The organism is Bacillus sp. OTU530 (genome assembly GCF_038440375.1).
This window is the reverse complement of sequence record NZ_JASATP010000008.1, coordinates 111,263-130,034: the sequence shown is the minus strand read 5'-3', so window position 1 is coordinate 130,034 and position 18,772 is coordinate 111,263. Positions and strand designations below refer to the sequence as shown.

14 protein-coding genes and 2 pseudogenes are annotated in these 18,772 nt (G+C 38.6%); 11 read left to right on the top strand and 5 right to left on the bottom strand.

Features of this window, described 5'->3' with window-relative positions; all coding sequences use genetic code 11:
- The first annotated feature begins 49 nt into the window (after nt 1–49).
- Nucleotides 50–904: a LysR family transcriptional regulator gene (locus AAHB12_RS08540; RefSeq protein ID WP_342044955.1), complete on the top strand. Its 855-nt coding sequence runs from the start codon at nt 50–52 to the stop codon at nt 902–904.
- An 897-nt stretch (nt 905–1,801) separates the two neighbouring features.
- Nucleotides 1,802–2,118 (top strand): annotated as a pseudogene (locus tag AAHB12_RS08535) (family 1 glycosylhydrolase); the annotation flags it as partial.
- A 205-nt stretch (nt 2,119–2,323) separates the two neighbouring features.
- Here AAHB12_RS08535 and AAHB12_RS08530 read toward each other — a convergent pair.
- Nucleotides 2,324–3,496: an MFS transporter gene (locus tag AAHB12_RS08530; protein WP_129727385.1), complete on the bottom strand. Its 1,173-nt coding sequence runs from the start codon at nt 3,494–3,496 to the stop codon at nt 2,324–2,326.
- A gap of 85 nt (nt 3,497–3,581) precedes the next feature.
- Here AAHB12_RS08530 and yeiL point away from each other — a divergent pair, with 85 nt between their 5' ends.
- Nucleotides 3,582–4,253: a transcriptional regulator YeiL gene (gene yeiL, locus AAHB12_RS08525; protein ID WP_129727384.1), complete on the top strand. Its 672-nt coding sequence runs from the start codon at nt 3,582–3,584 to the stop codon at nt 4,251–4,253.
- Nucleotides 4,254–4,593: 340 nt separating this feature from the next.
- Here the strand turns inward: yeiL and trmL are convergent, their stop codons facing one another.
- The 3 genes and pseudogenes from trmL to AAHB12_RS08510 all read right to left on the bottom strand — a co-directional run bounded on the left by trmL (nt 4,594) and on the right by AAHB12_RS08510 (nt 5,864).
- Nucleotides 4,594–5,064, bottom strand: a complete 471-nt coding sequence (gene trmL, locus AAHB12_RS08520; RefSeq protein WP_129727383.1) for a tRNA (uridine(34)/cytosine(34)/5-carboxymethylaminomethyluridine(34)-2'-O)-methyltransferase TrmL — start codon at nt 5,062–5,064, stop codon at nt 4,594–4,596.
- 141 nt (nt 5,065–5,205) lie between these two features.
- Nucleotides 5,206–5,307 (bottom strand): annotated as a pseudogene (locus tag AAHB12_RS08515) (integrase); the annotation flags it as partial.
- 122 nt (nt 5,308–5,429) lie between these two features.
- Nucleotides 5,430–5,864 (bottom strand): MerR family transcriptional regulator, encoded by a 435-nt coding sequence (locus AAHB12_RS08510; protein WP_129727382.1) that lies wholly within the window; start codon nt 5,862–5,864, stop codon nt 5,430–5,432.
- Between the two features lie 373 nt (nt 5,865–6,237).
- On the opposite strand from AAHB12_RS08510, the gene AAHB12_RS08505 reads away from it, so the two are divergent.
- Nucleotides 6,238–7,278: an NAD(P)-dependent alcohol dehydrogenase gene (locus tag AAHB12_RS08505; protein WP_129727381.1), complete on the top strand. Its 1,041-nt coding sequence runs from the start codon at nt 6,238–6,240 to the stop codon at nt 7,276–7,278.
- Nucleotides 7,279–7,409: 131 nt separating this feature from the next.
- Here the strand turns inward: AAHB12_RS08505 and AAHB12_RS08500 are convergent, their stop codons facing one another.
- Nucleotides 7,410–7,805 carry a DUF4097 family beta strand repeat-containing protein gene (locus AAHB12_RS08500; protein WP_342044952.1) on the bottom strand — a complete coding sequence of 132 codons (396 nt, stop codon included), beginning with the start codon at nt 7,803–7,805 and terminating at the stop codon, nt 7,410–7,412.
- Nucleotides 7,806–7,902: 97 nt separating this feature from the next.
- Between AAHB12_RS08500 and AAHB12_RS08495 the strand changes: the two genes are divergently transcribed.
- From AAHB12_RS08495 to AAHB12_RS08465, 7 genes are all read left to right on the top strand, one after another.
- Complete coding sequence (locus AAHB12_RS08495; RefSeq protein ID WP_129727379.1) at nt 7,903–8,775, top strand: YitT family protein; 873 nt, start codon at nt 7,903–7,905, stop codon at nt 8,773–8,775.
- Nucleotides 8,776–9,478: 703 nt separating this feature from the next.
- Nucleotides 9,479–10,510, top strand: coding sequence for a LacI family DNA-binding transcriptional regulator (locus AAHB12_RS08490; RefSeq protein WP_342044951.1), 1,032 nt, complete (start codon nt 9,479–9,481; stop codon nt 10,508–10,510).
- Nucleotides 10,511–11,683: 1,173 nt separating this feature from the next.
- A complete protein-coding gene (locus AAHB12_RS08485; protein ID WP_342045032.1) occupies nt 11,684–13,123 on the top strand; it encodes an aldehyde dehydrogenase family protein in 1,440 nt (479 codons plus the stop codon).
- Between the two features lie 114 nt (nt 13,124–13,237).
- A complete protein-coding gene (locus AAHB12_RS08480; protein ID WP_446715529.1) occupies nt 13,238–14,236 on the top strand; it encodes a zinc-dependent alcohol dehydrogenase in 999 nt (332 codons plus the stop codon).
- Nucleotides 14,233–15,990, top strand: coding sequence for a thiamine pyrophosphate-binding protein (locus AAHB12_RS08475; RefSeq protein WP_342044949.1), 1,758 nt, complete (start codon nt 14,233–14,235; stop codon nt 15,988–15,990). Before AAHB12_RS08480 ends, AAHB12_RS08475 begins: the two co-directional genes overlap by 4 nt.
- A gap of 350 nt (nt 15,991–16,340) precedes the next feature.
- Complete coding sequence (locus tag AAHB12_RS08470) at nt 16,341–17,630, top strand: MFS transporter (RefSeq protein ID WP_129727376.1); 1,290 nt, start codon at nt 16,341–16,343, stop codon at nt 17,628–17,630.
- Nucleotides 17,631–17,938: 308 nt separating this feature from the next.
- Entirely contained in the window at nt 17,939–18,754 is an 816-nt protein-coding gene (locus AAHB12_RS08465; protein WP_342044948.1) for an SPL family radical SAM protein, read from the top strand.
- The last annotated feature ends 18 nt before the right edge of the window (nt 18,755–18,772 follow it).

The window sequence follows — 18,772 nt, the reverse complement described above, 5'->3', positions numbered from 1 at the left end:
ATAATGAGAGGGGTATCATTTTAAATGATATCAAAGGAGGGATCGATCCTTGGAAAGTCATGATTTACGAATTTTTAAGCATGTTGCAGAGTTGCAGTCGATATCCAAAGCTGCCGAATTATTAGGATATGTCCAACCGAATATTAGCCAGAGAATCAAAGGTTTAGAAGAGGAACTAGGTACTAAATTACTTGCTCGTACTAATAGAGGAGTAACATTAACTGATGAGGGGAAAGTGTTATTAGAGTATACACATCACATTTTGCTTTTAATGGATGAAGCCAAATCAAAAGTTAACCCTAGTAAGTGGAGAGAATCTTTAATTATTGGCGCTCCCCAAACAATTTCTGCAATTAAAATCCCGCAGCTATTTTCTTCTTTTTTGAAGGAAAATAAACATATAGATGTCAAGGTAAAGACAGCTACTAACCGAAAGTTACAAGAAATGCTTTCCTACGGAGAAATTGATGGACTTTTTTTAATCAGTACAGCTAATCGCTCACAGTTTGAAACTGTTTATAGCTATTTGGAGAAAATGGTGCTCATTTCTCCTGAATATCATGGGGTTGAGGAGAAAAATAATCAAACATTGCTTATCAATAGTGATCCACATTGCGTATATAGGGATAAATTGTTGAAGTTTTCTCAGGAAAATAACTTCGATCAACCAATTATTATGGAATTTGACTCACTTGAATCTATTCTGCAAGCTGTTCATGATGGACTTGGGATCAGCATCGTACCAGCAGATGTTGCGTATAGTCGAAAAGAGCTACAAGTGTTTCAATATCAAGAACTGCCAGAAGCAATTCAAATTGATTTTGTCATAAGAAAAAGAAAGCTAAAACGACAAAGTCTCAAGCAATTTATTCGCTTCTTAGAAGATCAATCTCCCCTCGCATAGCTATAACCTACTGCTTTGTGAGCAAAAAATCTCTCTGGATTATTTAACACTTTAAGAAAGTATAAATTTCTAGCTGGAAGACAATTCGACCTGGCGAGAGTATAAGTAGGGCTACGCCTCTGTCTTCGCTAGGGGAGCAGTGCTCGCCAATCAGCGAGTTTTCTTGAACTAAAGGGATAGGGGGAGATTTTCATAAAATGTATTTGGCAGGTGAGGAACCATTGTTGCGATTTATCTTTCGACTCTTATGTCAATTAAATTGAAGAATCATCTAAAACAACAGTAAGCGACCTCGTCTATCCATACTGGAACGACAAGGTCGCTTACACTATTTCTTCATTCATTTTTTTTCGAAGTCCTTTCAATATTTCTTGATTGTAGGATAATCACCTCTTGACTCGAGATTTTTTCAAAACTCATGTCTAGGTTTCTACCCGGCTTATGTAATTAAACCTTCGCCTTACTTACTTCATTGGAATCACCTTTCCTTGAATGGATTCTAGTAATCCCCCATGTACATCTCTGCACATTTCGCCTTTCCCTATCGCAGCGGACTCACCCTCTTTTAAATAGAGTTTGGTTGTATCCCCTGTACATGAATTGTACATTCGCCTGACCCTATCGCACTGGACTCACCCTCTTTTTTAATAGAGTTTGGTTGTATCCCTGTACGTGAATTGTACATTCGCCTTGCTCTATCGCACTGGACTCACTTCCTTTTCTAGTGTGTTTGGGTTCCTCTGTATTACTTGTTCCTATCATACACAATAGGTCGAAATTTGTAAATACTAAATATTATAAATGTTATAAATTTTCAGAAAAATAATTAAGAATATGTGAAGGAATAGTGAGTAGTTAAGAACGGTACGAAAAAAGGAAGGGCAGAAGCAACAATGGTTTGTTGTTGAAAACGGCTTGGGAGCATACGACAAAATAGAAGAAGATGGTTCAATCAATGATGATTATCGCATTGATTACCTTCGCGATCATATCAAGCGATGGGAGAAGCAATTGAAGATGGTGTCGAGCTAATGGGATATACTTCTTGAGGTTGTATCGACTTAGTAAGTGCATCTACTGGTGAAATGTCTAAGCGTTATGGATACATTTATGTAGACAAGCATAATGATGACAGCGGCACATTAGAGCGTAAGAAGAAAAAGTCCTTCTTCTGGTATAAAAATGTTATCGCCACAAATGGTGAGCAATTATAAAGAAAACTCGCCGATTGGCGAGCCCTGCCCTTGGGCGAAGACAGAGGCGTAGTTGCCCTTATACTGTATTCCTAAAATTCCCCACTACGTCGAATGAACTTTCAGCTGGGAATTTATACTTTCTTACAGTGTAAATAAAAATAATCATTATGCCGGCAAGCCTATTATGGCTGCCGGCATTTCTTTTGAAGCTCTAGATAAAGGTCTAAATAGAAATTAAAACTTCCTTTTTAAGTTCCAGTTTTCGATATACAAGCGCAAGCACCATTGATGGTATGGTACAAACAATCATGCCGATAAAGGCATATCTTGGTCCGATTTCGTATAAATAGCCACCAAAAAATGTGAATATTGCAGTGCTCCAGCTAAGTGCAAGCGCTGAATACATGCCTTGTGCTTTCGGAATCTGCGCAGGTGGAATATTTTTGATCAAATATTTCATAAAGGCATAATGTCCCATTGCAAATGAGCATGCATGCAAGGTTTGTGCAATACAGAATACAATCACATTCGGAAAAGAAAATACTAGTAACCATCGTATGGTTGAACCTAGTGCCGCCATTGCCAACAAGGAGCCAACTGAAAACCGCTGAAAGTGTTTGTCGGCAATGGAAAAGAAAATGATCTCTGCGATTACGGCAATGTTAAGAATTAGTCCAATCAAGTACTTTGGTGCATGGATTTCCTGTAAAAAGATATAGCCATAGCTGTAATAAGAGGCGTGTGCTGCTTGTAATAAAATCACGATTACAAGCACTGACCCAAAGTGTTTTATGCGGAATAAACTCATCATTCCGTGTTTTTTATTTTGATCCATTTTCGGTGTTTCCGATAAAACAACGGGCGAATGCATAAAACCTAGAAATAGGAATATCAGTGTCCCAAGTAACAGGGCCCATAAGATTACTTTATCACCCATTGCTCCTGTAAACAAAGTTAAGATCATGCCAGCTACAACAAATCCGATTGAACCAAATGAGCGGCTTTTGCCGTAATCCCTTAATTGTTTATTTTGCACAAGTGTACCGGCTGCACTATCTAAAGCTGGCATTAATGCTGGATAAAAGAACTGTAAAAGCAAGGTAGCCAAAAGTAAGCCAGTAAAGGAAGTTGCCGGGATATAACTCAAAAGGCTGATGATTGTCCCAATGGTCATTACATTTAATAATGTTTTACTACTGAATTTTTCCGCGAAATAAGGAAATGCGACTAAAGTAGAGAGACCTCTAGCAACCAATCCTAAGCTCATAATCAAACTGGCTTGTGAAACGGTAATCCCTTTTGTATGAATCATCCACCCGGTCCAATATGGTAGAAAAATGCCCCAAGTTATAAAAAAACTAAAAAACCGACTGCTCATCCAACGTTGTGTGTTCATTTTTATTACCTCCATTGGTTGTATAATACCACGGAGATACTTACAATAATATGAGATATCTCATATTTTATCTAAAAGGTGATCTATGGAAATTTATAAAAATGGGAAAAGACAACGCTATCTGGAAGAATACTCCATTGCACATTTATTTTCATTTCCGATCGAAGAGTTTTTACAAGTTCACGAATATCAACGTGATGAATGGATTATTCAAGAAGGCATGAGACCGTATTTTCTATTTTATGTTATGGAAGGAAAAGCAAAAATATATGTGACACATCAAAATGGGAAAGTTTCCTTAATTAATTTTATCAACGCAAATGACTACATTGGGGAAATGGAATTATTAAATGACGTGTACTATACAAAAGGGATTCAAGCCTCAACTAAGACTATTTGTTTTGCGCTTCCTATTCATCACTATCGCACACAATTACTGGAAGATGCGAAATTTCTACGTGAATTAACCAAGTTTCTAAGTGTAAAGGCAACACTTATGGCTGCAAAGTATTCTCAAAGTCTTGCCTTCCCGCTTGAAAACCGGCTTGCGGATTTTATTTTGGAAACTGAAGATGAAGGGGTCTATAAGGAGAAACACGTAACGGTTTGTGATTATTTAGGCGTATCCTATCGGCACTTATTGCATGTACTTACACAATTTTGCGATAAAAGGTATTTGCAAAAGAAAGGGCGGAACTATCAAATTAAACAGTACCAGTCCCTATATGAACTTGCTCAGGTATTGAAGCATAAGTAACCATTTAGACTAAAGTATGTTGTGCAGTAACCAAATCGTAAAAATAAAGAAAACTCGCCGACTGGCGAGCCGTTAGGCGAAGACAGAGGCGTAGTTGCCCTTATACTGTATTCCTAAAATTTCCGACTACGTCGAATTCGCTTCTATATAAGTTGAGCTAAATATTTTCCCATAACCCCATCGCAGCACAGATTCATACAGAATGTATTGCCCTGCAAAGACAATTTGAATGATGATTGAGCAACTAAATTCAAAAGGTGCAAGAATTAAATTCAACTTATATAGCTAGAAATTTATACTTTCTTACAGTGCAAAAAATCTTCCAAGACGGAAGATTTTTTTATTTTAAATGGGGAAATCCTTGCTGGCGCAAAGCCTCATATACCAATATAGCAGCTGTATTCGAAAGGTTCAGTGATCGAGCGTTATCATTCATTGGTATTCTCAGAAAGTGATCTTTATTTTTTTCTAGTAAATCTGTTGGTAAACCAGTTGTTTCTTTTCCAAACATAAAATAATGTTCCTTTGATACATCACTGAAATCAAAGGATGAATGTGGTTTTTCACCAAACGTCTCAATATAGTAAAACTCACCTTGATTTTTTGAAAAAAAGTCATCTAATGAGTCATAATACGTTATGTTTACAAGTTGCCAGAAATCTAAACCAGCTTGTTTTATCATCTTTTCATCTGTTGAAAAGCCAAGTGGTCGGATTAAATGCAAGGCTGTTTCCGTTGCGGCACAAGTACGTGCAATATTTGCAGTATTAGCCGGAATTTCTGGTTGATATAGTACAACATGTATTGCCAAGGATGGTCACCTCTATCTTTATTTTACCCTTCAAATTATAGCATACAGATTAAATTGTAAAGATATGTACTTACGCTAACGGGGACGATACTTAAAGAAGCATCATCTTTCCATAGTCTAAAAATATTTCCTGTATAGGTCCTATCTGATATTCCCGCTTAGTTGGGCGTAAATACGAGTGGTTTCACTTTTCTCGTTCTGAATAACATCCAGTGGCGCTCCATTATTCAATAAATGGGTGGCCTTCTGTTAATTAGTAATGGAAATTCCTATTTTACTCTTTTTACACTGTAGGAAAGTATAAATTTCCAGCTAGAAGTCGATTCGACGTAGGAGGAAATTTTAGGAATACAGTATAAGTGCAACTACGCCTCTGTCTTCGCCCAAGAGCGTGGCTCGCCAATCGGCGAGTTTTCTTTATGAATATCCTCCGTTCCGGCAGCCAATGCAGTCTGGTAATATAAGCATTTATGCTCGATGACTTCCATTGTTTTTTTTAGTTCTTCCATTTGTGCTTCTACAGTAGCTTTTCGTTCCATAAACATGTCATATCTTTGCTGCAATGTGGAATCTCCATCAGAACACCAATCAATGAATTTTTTAATTTCCTTGATAGGCATCCCGGTGGCTTTTAGACATTCAATTACTTTTAAAGCACCGATATCGGATTCTTTAAACAATCGTGTTCCGCTGGATGTCCGTTCTACAAAAGGCATAAGTCCCTCCTTGTCATAGTAACGCAAGGTATATGGTGTAAGATTCAATTCTTTTGCAACTTCGCTGATAGAATATGTCTTCATCATTTATCCCCTATTCTTAATGATATAGACTTCGAGTTAACTCTATAATATAAGGGGATTTTATCAAGGTATTTGCTGAATGTCAAAGTCACCTTATAGGGAAAGTAAAAATTGACTCTGCTTAACGGAGATGTACTTACTAAAAAAAGAATGTAGGCTATATTGATAGATGAAATGAAATCTGTATGGGCAGGGATCTCAAAAGAAATATAAATTAATCGCTTGACTTAGAGTTAACTATAAGGATTAACATTGATTTGCAGGAGGAAAAAGGATTGAGGGAAATGAAGGAAGGGGAATTTTAACCTGGCTTTTCATTTACACTGGTACAATCGCATTCCCTTGAAAAATATAAATTATCGGAGGTCTTTTTATGATAACTGCTAAAGCACGAGCTGTTGACGGTCCGGACAAAGCATTTCGAGCAGCTGAAATTAAACGACGCGATCTTGATTCGCATGATGTTCTAATTGAAATTAAATATGCAGGCATATGCCATTCTGATATCCATACTGCTCACGGTGAATGGGGTCCCGTGAACTATCCACTCGTACCTGGACACGAGATTGCAGGAATTGTCACAGATGTAGGAGCAGAGGTCACAAAGTACAAGGTCGGTGACCGGGTAGGGGTTGGATGTATGGTTGACTCCTGCGGCGAATGTGAGAACTGCCGTAAAGGAGAAGAACAATACTGTCTTAAAGGAAATGTCCCAACTTACGCTGGTGTTGATAAATACGGTGAGCCTACTCAAGGTGGCTATTCTACCCATATTGTTGTAACTGAAGACTTCGTAGTGAGAATTCCTGATGGCATTGAGCTTGATGTCGCAGCACCATTACTTTGCGCAGGTATTACAACATATTCGCCATTACATCATTGGGGGGCTGGTCCAGGAAAGAAAGTAGCGGTTGTTGGTATGGGCGGTCTTGGTCATATGGCTGTCAAAATTGCACATGCGATGGGTGCCGAGGTCACTGTTCTGTCACAAACATTGAACAAAAAAGACGATGGCTTGCAATTCGGCGCAGACAACTACTATGCCACAAGCAATCCAGAAACATTCAAGAAACTTGCCGGAACCTTTGACTTAATTATTAACACGGTAAGTGCAACAATCGACATTAATGCTTATTTCTCACTGTTAACTCTAGATGGTACTCTAGTAAACGTTGGTGCGCCCGCAGAGCCATTGTCAGTAAATGTGTTTTCTCTCATCGGTCATCGCCGTTCATTTGCAGGTTCCATGATTGGCGGGATTCGTGAAACTCAGGAAATGTTGGAGTTCTGTGCGAAACATGACATTGTTCCTCAGATTGAAGTCATTTCAGCCGACCAAATTGACGAAGCCTACAAACGCGTATTAGCTTCAGATGTGAAGTATCGATTCGTGATTGATATCAGCACAATGTGAGTTGCGTAAATGATACATTCTAATGGTTATTTCGAGGATGTCCCAAAAGCCTAGCTTTTGGGACATCCTTTTATACTTTCTTAAAGTGAAAAAAAGGAGTAAACCCTAAGGTTACTCCTTTTTGAACACGATCAGTCTTTAATTTTAAAATCACCTGAACTTGTTCTTGCTGTTAACTTAAAATTCCCGTCTCTAGTTTGACCCACAATTCGATCTTCTGATTTCTCAGAGAAGTTCATTCCATCTATATTTGCTGTGCCATCACCTGAACCACCTTTGTAATCAACTATTAATGAAGCTGGTGCTTTTGTCAGTTTTACATCGATATCACCGCTACTAGCTTCCAATGATACATTCCCTTTGACTTCTTCAGTTTTTACATCGATATCACCAGAAGATGTCTCCATTTTAGTATCTTCTAAAACTTGATTGTATGAAGTAATATCACCGCTGCTAGAAAATAAATCGATTATCTTAGCTTCGTTATCTTTTGCTGCGATATCACCACTGCTCGTTTCCATTTTCATTTGAAATGAGAGACTTTATACAATCACCAGAATAACGAAAGAAAAAGTTTTATGATAAACTTATAATAAGATAACATATTTGAAGGTGAGGAATTAAATGAGTACAGTCAAAAAGAATAAACCTAATAAACTAAAAATGATCTTACGAGGATTAATGGTCATTATTGGAGGATTTATAGCAGCATATGGATTAGAGGCCGTATTAATCCCAAACAACGTATCTGATGGTGGTGTAACAGGTCTTAGTATCGTTGGTTCAGAGCTATTTGGATTACCATTAGGGGTTCTAATTGCGGTTATAAACATTCCTTTTATTTGGTTAGGCTATCAACAAATTGGTAGAAATTTCGCGATTTATTCGATTATCGGAATAGCTTCACTAGCGATTGGTACAAGCCTCCTGCACCATACTCCAGCAATTATTGAAGGGGATACTTTATTAGTTACCGTTGTTGGTGGTATTATCCTCGGTTTGGGGATGGGGTTAGCATTGCGCAATGGCGGCGCATTAGATGGAATTGATATGCTAGCCGTACTGCTTTCTCGAAAATTACCGTTTGGGACAAGTGATTTCATTCTTTTCTTAAACGCATTTGTATTTATTGTCGTTTCAACTGCATTCGGTCTACAAGGAGCAATTCTCTCGGCAATTGCTTACTTTATTGCTTCTAAAGTGATTCACATCGTTGAAGAAGGCTTAAGCGGCTCTAAAACCTTTAAAATTATTACAACTCAACCCAAATTAATGGTAGAGACCATACGTGATCGCTTAGGTCGAAGTGCGACATATAACGAAGTTTACGGTGGTTATTCCCATGAAAAATTTAGGGAAATCACATGTGTTATTAACCGCTTAGAAGAAAGCAAAATGAAAGAAATAATTAATGAAATTGACGAAGGTGCTTTTGTTACGGTATATGACGTAGCAGAAGTTAAGGGTGGTAATTTCAGAAAGCATAATATTCATTAGATAGAAACTGGTAAATTTATAATAAGATTACATAAACAATCACCTTTTTAGTTTTGCTAAAAGGTGATTTTATTTTTGTTTCAAAGAGTACAGCTATCCCCTTCTGTTGTTATAGGCAATAACATAAAAAAAAGAAAACATGAATCTTGGAAAGCTTCTGTTCTTTCATTTTTAGAGTATCTTGCCTCGTTTTCAGACAAGGTGCTCCAAAGAATGGGCGTAGTTCAGATGTTGAAAGATTAAATGATGTTTATATACATGCTATACTTATAAAATATTCAGAAATTATAAAGAAATGGTTAGGATTCTTCTTGAATTTTGTAGTGTTTCTATTTCCTAACTCCGTCCTTGTGTATAATGATGTAAAGAGAAACAGAAAGAATGAGCTCAATCATTTCTTCCTTACAGTTAGGTCTTGCTCTTTATATGGGTGATCTGAGCTGAAATGATAAGATCATGGGGAATAGAAGGAGATTAGAAGCTGCACAATGATTAGAACTCGGTGATTGCTTCGATGCAAAAGTTTTCTACTACTTAGAAACAAGCTAGGAGCAGATAAATATATGTAGATTTTTTTAAACTCTTATATCATTTGATAATTTCTCCCTATCTTTAACTCATGTGATGAAGCTAGATCAAAACATTTAAAGATGCAAGAATATTTATTAATAGCCAAAATATGCAGTTAGCAGGTGAGTTAAATATGAAACGAAAAAAGCAATCACGCGTTACCTTGCAACAGGTAGCAGAGCATGCCGGTGTATCTCGCGCGACCGCTTCACTTATTGTTCGTAATAGTCCTCATATTTCTGAAGCTACGCGTAAAAAGGTTTTAGAATCTATGCGTGAATTAGGATACGTTTACGATCGAGTTGCCGCTAATCTGCGTTCACAGCGTTCGTCAACTGTAGGGTTAATCATTACAGATATAGCGAATACATTCTTTTCCGAATTGCTAATAGGTGTTCATCAGACATTGGAAGAGGAAGGTTATACAGTTCTCTTAGGGACTACCTTTGATTCGGATACGAAGCAAAATCATCTTCTCTCAACGATGCTGGAACATAGAGTTGGTGGAGTAATCTTATGTCCTGTTTCGGAAACTTCAAAAGAAACCATCGACCGAATCAATCAGTTGGATATTCCAATAGTGCTTGCAGTTAGGGAACTTCCAGGGGCAAATTGTGATTACGTTAGTGTTGACTACAAGGTTGGAGCAGAAATGGCTGTAAGTCATCTAATTCAGAAGGGACATCGCAGAATTGCATTTTTAGGTGGACGCTCTGAGTCGTCTACTTGGAAAGAGCGTGCGCAAGGGTATTACGATGCCCTTCATCAAGCCGGACTAGAGGTTGACTCATCCCTAGTTGTAGATGGCCCGCCTACGCGAGAGGGTGGAGTGGCTGCAGTGCAACAGGTTCTTAATCATCCAGATCCTCCGACTGCTATCTTCTGTTTTAGCGATTTGGTAGCATTTGGCGTTATGCAGGAATTGAGAAATGCTGGGTTGATTCCGGGTCAAGACATGGCTATAGTTGGATTCGACAATGTTCCAGAAGCAGAAACAGTTACCCCCTCACTAACTACTGTCTCTTCATTTCCACGACTTATTGGAAAACATGCAGCGGGTCTCTTGCATGAACGCATTGCAAATTCTGACCACGAACAGCAGCGGGTTATTCTACAGCCTGAACTGGCGGTTCGAAATTCTTCTCAACAGGTTGTTGGCAAGTAGGATGCTATTAAAGAATTCTAACATAGTGGATGCCAATTTGACGTAGCGAGAAATTTTAGGAATAAAGTATAAGTAGGGCTCGCCAATCGGCGAGTTTTCTTTGATAGGACAAATGACTAAGGCCTTTTTGAGAAAGTACTTAACTATTTGTCCTATTAATATGCACTTTATATTTTACTGAATAATAGCATAAAGCTACACACGGTAGAATATCAAAAGAAATATTATCAGATTATTTTAAGAGCAGCTCCGAAATCTCATACCCTTAAAAAGTTTGGAATATTAAAAAAACAATATTGCGAATCCTTGGGATTTGTTGTAAGATGATGAAAACGTATTAAGTATACGCATAGTTCAAATAGTTAGAAACTATTTGGATCTACAATTTTATTGAGGAATAGAGCTTGGGCCAAAAGACCGAAATTCTTTGCGGGCAGTATCGATCCAATTCGTATAAAATATTCTTTTTTCCTCGTAAGGACTTGAAATATCTTTATTGGGTCGCATATAATATTTTGTAAGCGGAATCAATGCCAAAAAATGAAAAAGTCTAAACATCAGCTGGAGTCTTCCTCACGCTTGAATCATGGAGTATTAGTATTTTATTAAATTATTAGATCGATCTAATAAATACTATTCTCTGAAAGCGGTAACTCTAATGGGTTATTATAAACTGATGTGGAGGAAGAGATAAGCTAAAAACGATGTGTTTGTAAGGAAATTTGGAGTATGAACTATAAACATTTTCTAGTATGTATGGGGTCGATAAGAATGTAACTATTTTTGATCCTCTATGCCTGCTTAGTGATCGAATCATGAGGTAATCGTTGTTTGAGGTTCAGTGTTAGATCGATCTAGTAAATGTGCATAAAATCAATAAAAATGTAACTATTTTCGATCCCCTATGCCTGCTCAGTGATCGAATCATGAGGTAATAATTCTTTAAGGTTTAGTATTGGATCGATCTAATAGAAATAGTACAGTTAAGGAGAATGAAACTGTTTTTGATCTCCTACGTCCGCTCAGTGATCCAATCATGAGGTAATCGTTGTCTAAAAGCTAGAGTGGATCGATCTAATAAACAAATGTACAATCCTTAAGTTCTAAATGAGACCCGCTATTTCAGAGCATTCCTTTCAACATTTAAAAAAGTAGGTGATTGAATTGATAAAAATGACAGTTAAAAAGGCTCAACCTTATGTTAATGGAGAATGGATTTCTCAGGAACGTGAAATCATTTCTATGAGGAGTCCATATTCAGGAGAAGTAATTGGTGAGCAAGTGTTGGCAACACCAAGCGATGTCGAAAACGCTTTGGCATCAGCTTATGCAGCCAAAAAAGAGATTGCTAAAATACCGTCTTATGAAAGAGCAAAGATTTTAAAACGGGCAGCCGCGTTACTAGAACAAGAGAAAGAGAGATTCGCTCAGCTTATTTCTCTTGAACTAGGAAAACCGTTAAAAAACACGCTTGATGAAGTGTCACGTTCCATCGAAACATTAGAGCTGTCAGGAGAAGAAGCCAAACGATTAATGGGGGAAACGTTACCTGGTGATGCCTCTGAAAGAGGAACAAAAGCAATTGCTGCTACTTTCCGTGTACCAGTTGGTGTTGTAGCAGCCGTTACACCGTTTAATGCTCCGCTTAATCTTGTTTGCCATAAAGTTGGCCCAGCGTTTGCAGCAGGTAATAGTGTGATTTTAAAACCGGCGCCGCAAACAGCGCTGATTGCTACTGAACTTTTAAGGTTATTGCTAGAGGCTGGTCTTCCTGAAAGCGCTATCAATATGGTTCTTGGCGGAGTAGAAATCGGACAGCAAATTGTAAAAGATGACCGTATTAATGTGATTTCCTTTACTGGTGGGGTAGTAGCCGCTAGAAATATATGCGAATTAGCCAGCATGAAAAAAGTCCTTCTTGAATTAGGTGGAAACGCTGCTACTATCGTCCATGAAGATGCAGATTTAAAACGAGCTGCCACGATGTGTGCGAGAACAGGCTTCAGTAATTCAGGACAAAGTTGTATTTCAGTCCAACGGATCTATGTGCATCAAGCAGTTGTTCCGACGTTTACGGAACGTTTAAAAGAAGAGGTATTAAAGCTGAAAATCGGGGATCCTTTATTGCCGGATACAGATGTGGGTACCTTAGTAGACACTAGCGCAGCAAAGCGGATTATGGAATGGATTCACGAATCGGTAAATTTAGGTGCGACACTTATCTGTGGCGGGAAACAGCATGGTGCGACAGTGGAGCCGACTATTCTGTTAAATCCACCCAAAAATAGTAAAGTTGTTTGCCAAGAAGTGTTTGGACCAATCGTTAGTATCATTCCTTATGAAAGCATTGAAGAAGCAATCGAAGAAACAAATGACTCTTCCTTTGGACTTCAGGCAGGACTTTTTACGAATCAAATGGATTTAGCTTATAAAGTAGCCCATTCACTGGAAGTTGGTGGGGTAGTGATTAACGGAACATCGAATTTCAGATTGGATCACTGGCCATATGGCGGTGTGAAGAATAGTGGAATTGGACGCGAGGGTCCTCGTTATGCAATTGAGGATATGACGGAAACTAAGATGATCGTGTTGCAGCTGCCTATTAATGAATAAGTACAGAAGCCCAAAGACAAAAACAGTTGAAAAATACGGGACAGCAACAGCTGATTTGCAATCCCATTATTTAAAGAGAATTAGAAAATAACTGAAGGATTGGTGATGAAGAAGATGTTGGAATTATATTTAAGCAAACCAGGTGATTTAGAATTAAGAGAAGTTCAATCTACGCCTCCCCTAAAAGATGATGAAGTAAAAGTTAAATTAATTTATGGCGGGATTTGCGGGTCAGATATTGGGGTCTATAAAGGGAAGATTAATCATGCCTCTTATCCAATCAGACCTGGTCACGAATTACTAGGGACAATTATTGAGACAGGTAAAGCTGCAAAATATGAAGTGGGAAAAAGAATTGTTGTCCAGCCGAATTCATTTTGCGGCGAATGTGATTTATGTGTAAAAGGAAAGACAAATATTTGTCGTCATAAACAATCGTTAGGCATTAATACGAATGGGGGATTTTCAGAGGAGTTTACTATTTCATCAAAATATGTATTGCCAATCCCTGATGAAATGTCTGATGAAAGAGCTGTGTTAATTGAACCTTTTGCGGTGATCGTCCATGCTTTTAAAAAGATAAATATCACGAAAGATACCTCTGTTGCAATCATTGGCTGTGGTACCGAAGGGATGCTGGCTGTGGCTTTAGCAACTTATTTAGGAGCTCGGGTAACGGCAATTGATATTAGCCAAACGAAACTAGATAAGGCAAGCAGCTTTGGGGTGACAAGGACAGCACATCCACAAGACATTAAGGATGAGACCTTTGATGTTGTCATAGAAGCAGCTGGAGTAAAACAGTCGGTTGAACAAGCGATACAAATAGCGAGTCCTGGAGGTTCTGTGGTTTTAGTTGGCCTTGCACCAGAAGCTAACTTTCCTGTTGCGCAGGTTGTAAGGAAGGAATTGAATATACATGGAACGATCATTTATAACTTCCCATCGGACTTTTTACAGACCTTAGAGTATTTAATGCAGGATAACTTTAATGTAGAACCGATCATTTCGGAGATTATCCATTTCACAGACTATCAACGAGCTTATGAAGCGGCTATTTCAGGGCAGTATGGAAAAATCATCTTAAATTTTAAGGAGGAGCATAAGCAATGAAAGGCCTGATTTCTCATCAACTAGTGAAATACCTTGAAAACAGGGGAGTAGAACACATCTTTGGTCTTTGTGGACATACAAACATTGCGGTTTTAACGGCTTTGGAAAACAGCTCCATCAAATTTGTGAATGTCAGACACGAGCAAATCGCTGCCCATATAGCTGACGGATATGCGAGAGCGAAAAAACAAACATCAGTTGTATTAAGCCATTTAGGTCCTGGATTAACAAATGCTGCTACAGGAGTTGCCAATGCAGCACTAGATTCTATTCCAATGGTTGTTATTGCTGGTGATGTCCCGAGTCATTACTATGGAAAACATCCACATCAAGAAGTCAATTTGCATGCCGATGCTTCACAGTATGAAATTTATCGTCCTTTTGTAAAACGCGCTTGGCGTGTAGATCGCCCAGATTTATTTCCGGAAATTATTGAAAAGGCCTTCCAACTTGCTGAAAGCGGAAATCCTGGCCCGGTTTTAGTATCTGTCCCGATGGATATTTTCTCTAAAGAAATTGATGTAGCTCTATTTGAAAAATTAAATCATAACACGAAAACACTTCACAAGCCTTCCATTGACGATATAACAGCTAGAAACATTATTGAAAAGCTTGCAAACGCTAAAAATCCTCTATTCTATGTTGGCGGGGGAATTATGCTAGCTGATGCTTCTAAAGAGTTAAGAGAATTGGTGGAGCACTTGAGTATTCCAGTAGCTCATTCCCTGATGGGGAAAGGTGCCGTCTCCGATGACCATCCGTTAACATTAGGAATGACAGGGTTCTGGGGAACAAGGTTTATTAATGATAAATGCAAAGCGGCAGATTATATTTTCGCATTAGGCACTCGTTTTGCTGAAGCGGACTGCAGTTCTTGGGAATCGGAATATACGTTTAATTTCCCGCCCACCAAATTAATTCAAATTGACATTGATCCGAGTGAAATTGGTAGGAACTATCCAGTGGAAATTGGGATTGTTGCTGACTTGAAACAGGCTCTAGCAGTTCTTAACCGTGTAGCAAAAGAGCTTTTGCCGCATGGATTACAAAACGAGGAGCTCGCACAAGAGATTGCAGCTTATCGGGAAGAATTTAAAAACAGCAATAAACAATATCTCATGGATCATTCATTCCCGATGCAACCGCAGCGTATTTTGGAAGAAGTTCGTGAAGTACTTCCTAAAGATGCGATTATCACCACTGATGTAGGCTGGAATAAAAATGGGGTCGGGCAGCAATTCCCGATTTACGAAGCAGGCAGCATCTTAACTCCTGGCGGTTTTGCCACAATGGGATTCGGAGCTCCAGCTGCATTAGGAGCAAAGATCGCACAACCAGATAAAGTGGTCGTTTCATTAGTAGGAGATGGCGGTTTTGGACAAAATCCTGCTTTGCTTGCTACAGCCGCCGAAGAAAATATCCCGGTGGTTTGGGTTATTATGAACAACTATGCGTTCGGTACAATTGCAGGATTACAAAAAGCTCATTACGGCACAACCCTTGGTACTGTGTTCCAAATTGATGGAGAACCGTATTCCCCAGACTTTGCAAGTATCGCAAAAGCATACGGGGTGGAAGGGGTTAAGATTCAGTCAGCAGAAGAATTTAAATCTGTATTAAAACGAGCTATTGAGTCTAACAAACCGTTTGTTATTGATGTGGCCATGTTAAATAATCCGGTTCCAACTGCTGGACACTGGAACATCATGGATATCTATTCGCCTAATAAGAAGGTTCATCACGTATCCGTTTAATCTTTAATGGTGAGATTATCATAAGTCAGGAGATGTTTGCCATTATCTAATGACTGAAGAAAGTACATGAATGGAGCTCTACGTTTGATAGAGGCATTCCATCATTCAGTTTGCCATATCTGTTAAAATAAATAGAGTTTGCTATGTAAGGAATAGTTAGAAAAATGAAAGCGATGCCAATTTTTAAAGGGAGATGACTACTCCTAGAGTCAATGTGTATCAGTTACAGACAGATGATCTTACATGCGGGCGTATACCATTGATGATTAAAACTCTACTATAGATTATTCACAAGAAATGAAAGTGCGTATCTATAAATAGATGAATATTTTGGTGAGTGGAGGGAACGTATGAAAAATCATCGTTGGTCAATTGTAATCTTAATTGCATTTGGCGTGGTGGTGAACTATTTTGATCGCATCAATATGTCAGTCGCAATGCCGTTATTACAAAAGGAATTTAATTTGACGCCGGGACAGGTGGGGATCTTTTTATCTGCCTTTGCATGGTCGTACGCTCTTCTTCAACTTCCCATTGGACCTTTACTGGATAAAATAGGAGTTAAATGGGTAACACGAGTGGCGACAGTTATATGGACAGTAGCTTGCCTTTTAACCGCAGTAGCTAATGGATGGGGATTAATTATCTTGTCTAGAGTCTTATTGGGGGTTGGGGAGGCTCCATTCTTCCCATCTGCAGCCAAAGCAGTCAGTCATTGGGTTCCTCGAAATGAACGAGGGAGAGCCGTAGCTGTCTATGATTCACAGTCTAAACTTTCCAATGCAATTGGTGCTCCGATACTAGCTTTGATTGTGACCGAATGGGGATGGCGCGGCGGCTTTCTTGCAACGGCGATTCTCAGTTTTCTTTATGCCATTGTGTATTGGATATGGTACCGTGAACCTCATGAAGATAAACGATTGACGAAAGAAGAGTATAAATACATTACCGAGGGCGGTTCACAAAGTTCAGAGGAAGCATCAGGCAGTGCCATCAAAAATATACGTTATCTATTAACTAAACGAAAAGTATGGGCAGTATTCATTGGATTTGCAGCCTATGGATATTCATGGTTTTTATTTCTAACCTGGCTTCCGGGCTACCTTGCGACGGAGATGCACATGTCTATCCTGAAATCGGGGTGGTATTCGGCGATACCGTGGATTGTGGGCACGATTACAGAACTGGTCATTGGTGGCTGGCTCGTCGATCGTCTTATCCATAAAGGCTATAATAGAACTCGTGTATGCAAAATCTTTTTAGTGAGCGGTCTGCTTCTCGGTTTGTCCATCATTGGCGCGGCGTTTACACATAACCCAAATATGGCTGTATTTTGGATTTCAATGGCACTTGGCGGGCTTGTAGTTACTTCGGCGGTTGCCTACAGCATTCCAACATTTATTGCACCTAAGGGAAGTGTGGGAACTTTGACAGGACTTTTAACCTTTGGAAATAATGCAATGGCAATCGTGGCACCAATTACGACAGGATTTATTGTTCAAGCCACAGGCTCCTTTATGTATGCGTTCCTAATAGCAGCAGCGTTTCTAGTCATTGGGATTCTGAGCTATGCATTCCTGCTTACGGATCTAGAACCGATTGAAGCTGCCGACACGAAATTATCTCAGCATTCAGCATGAAGTAATTTTATAAAGAAGAATTAAGAGAACGGGCAGTCTCAAACGAGGCTGCTATTCATTTTTTATCAGGTGTTAGTTTATCGTTCTGTTGATATAGTGGATTAGGGAATAGGTATAATGAGTCTTGAGAACAAGATTACTATGAAAGAAATGCTTCTTGATATCGCGGTCGAAGAAAATATGCTTCAGGAATTACCGAAAGACTTCCGTGTTGCGTCCAATTACAGTTGAGGGCTATAATTACTTAGAAACTGTTTAAAAAAGAAGTCAAAGCCAATTATAGAATTCGAAATGGAAGTACAAAGACTATGGTTGAATTTAAACATATAAACTCTAAGTCAATTTTGACACCTGCAAATGGTTTGTTAGACGGAAGTGGATTTACATTTACATTGAATCCATATGTGGGTTGCTCATTTGGTTGTAAATATTGCTATGTAAGAGAAATGCCAGCAGCTAAATACAGAGAACAAGAATGGGGTAAATACGTAGATATAAAAACGAATGCTGCGGAGTTATTGGAAAAGGAAATAAAAAAAGCGAAGAAGAAAGGTACTCCTGTATCTATTTTTATGAGCACTGCAACAGACCCTTATCAAGGAATAGAGGCGAAGACAAAATTAACACGTTCACTTCTTCAAACGATGTTGATGCTAAAAGATGATATTGACAACTTACTAGTGCATACACGCTCACCTTTGGTAACAAGGGATATAGATTTATTTAAGAAGTTTGGTGATAAAATCATTATTAGTATGACTATAGAAACGGACTTAGAAAAGATAAGAAAAATTTTCACCCCTTCAGCCCCTCCCATTCCTGCGAGATTAAATGCACTAAAAGCAATTACAGAAGCAGGCGTGCCGACGAGAGCATCAATTTCTCCGATGCTACCTCTGAGCAAACATATAGCGAAAACTTTAAAAAACGTAACAAATAACGTAGCATTAGATGACTTTTTTTTGGGTGACGGAAGCAGAGGTAGAAGAACCGAACGAATGGGCATAAGAAAAATTTATGAACAATTGAACTTATTACAGTGGTTCGAACCAGATGCCTATAAAAAGGTTTTGGCTATATTAGAAGAAGAGTTTAACAATATAGATGTATTCAATGAAGATTGAAACTTCAATACACTCCCC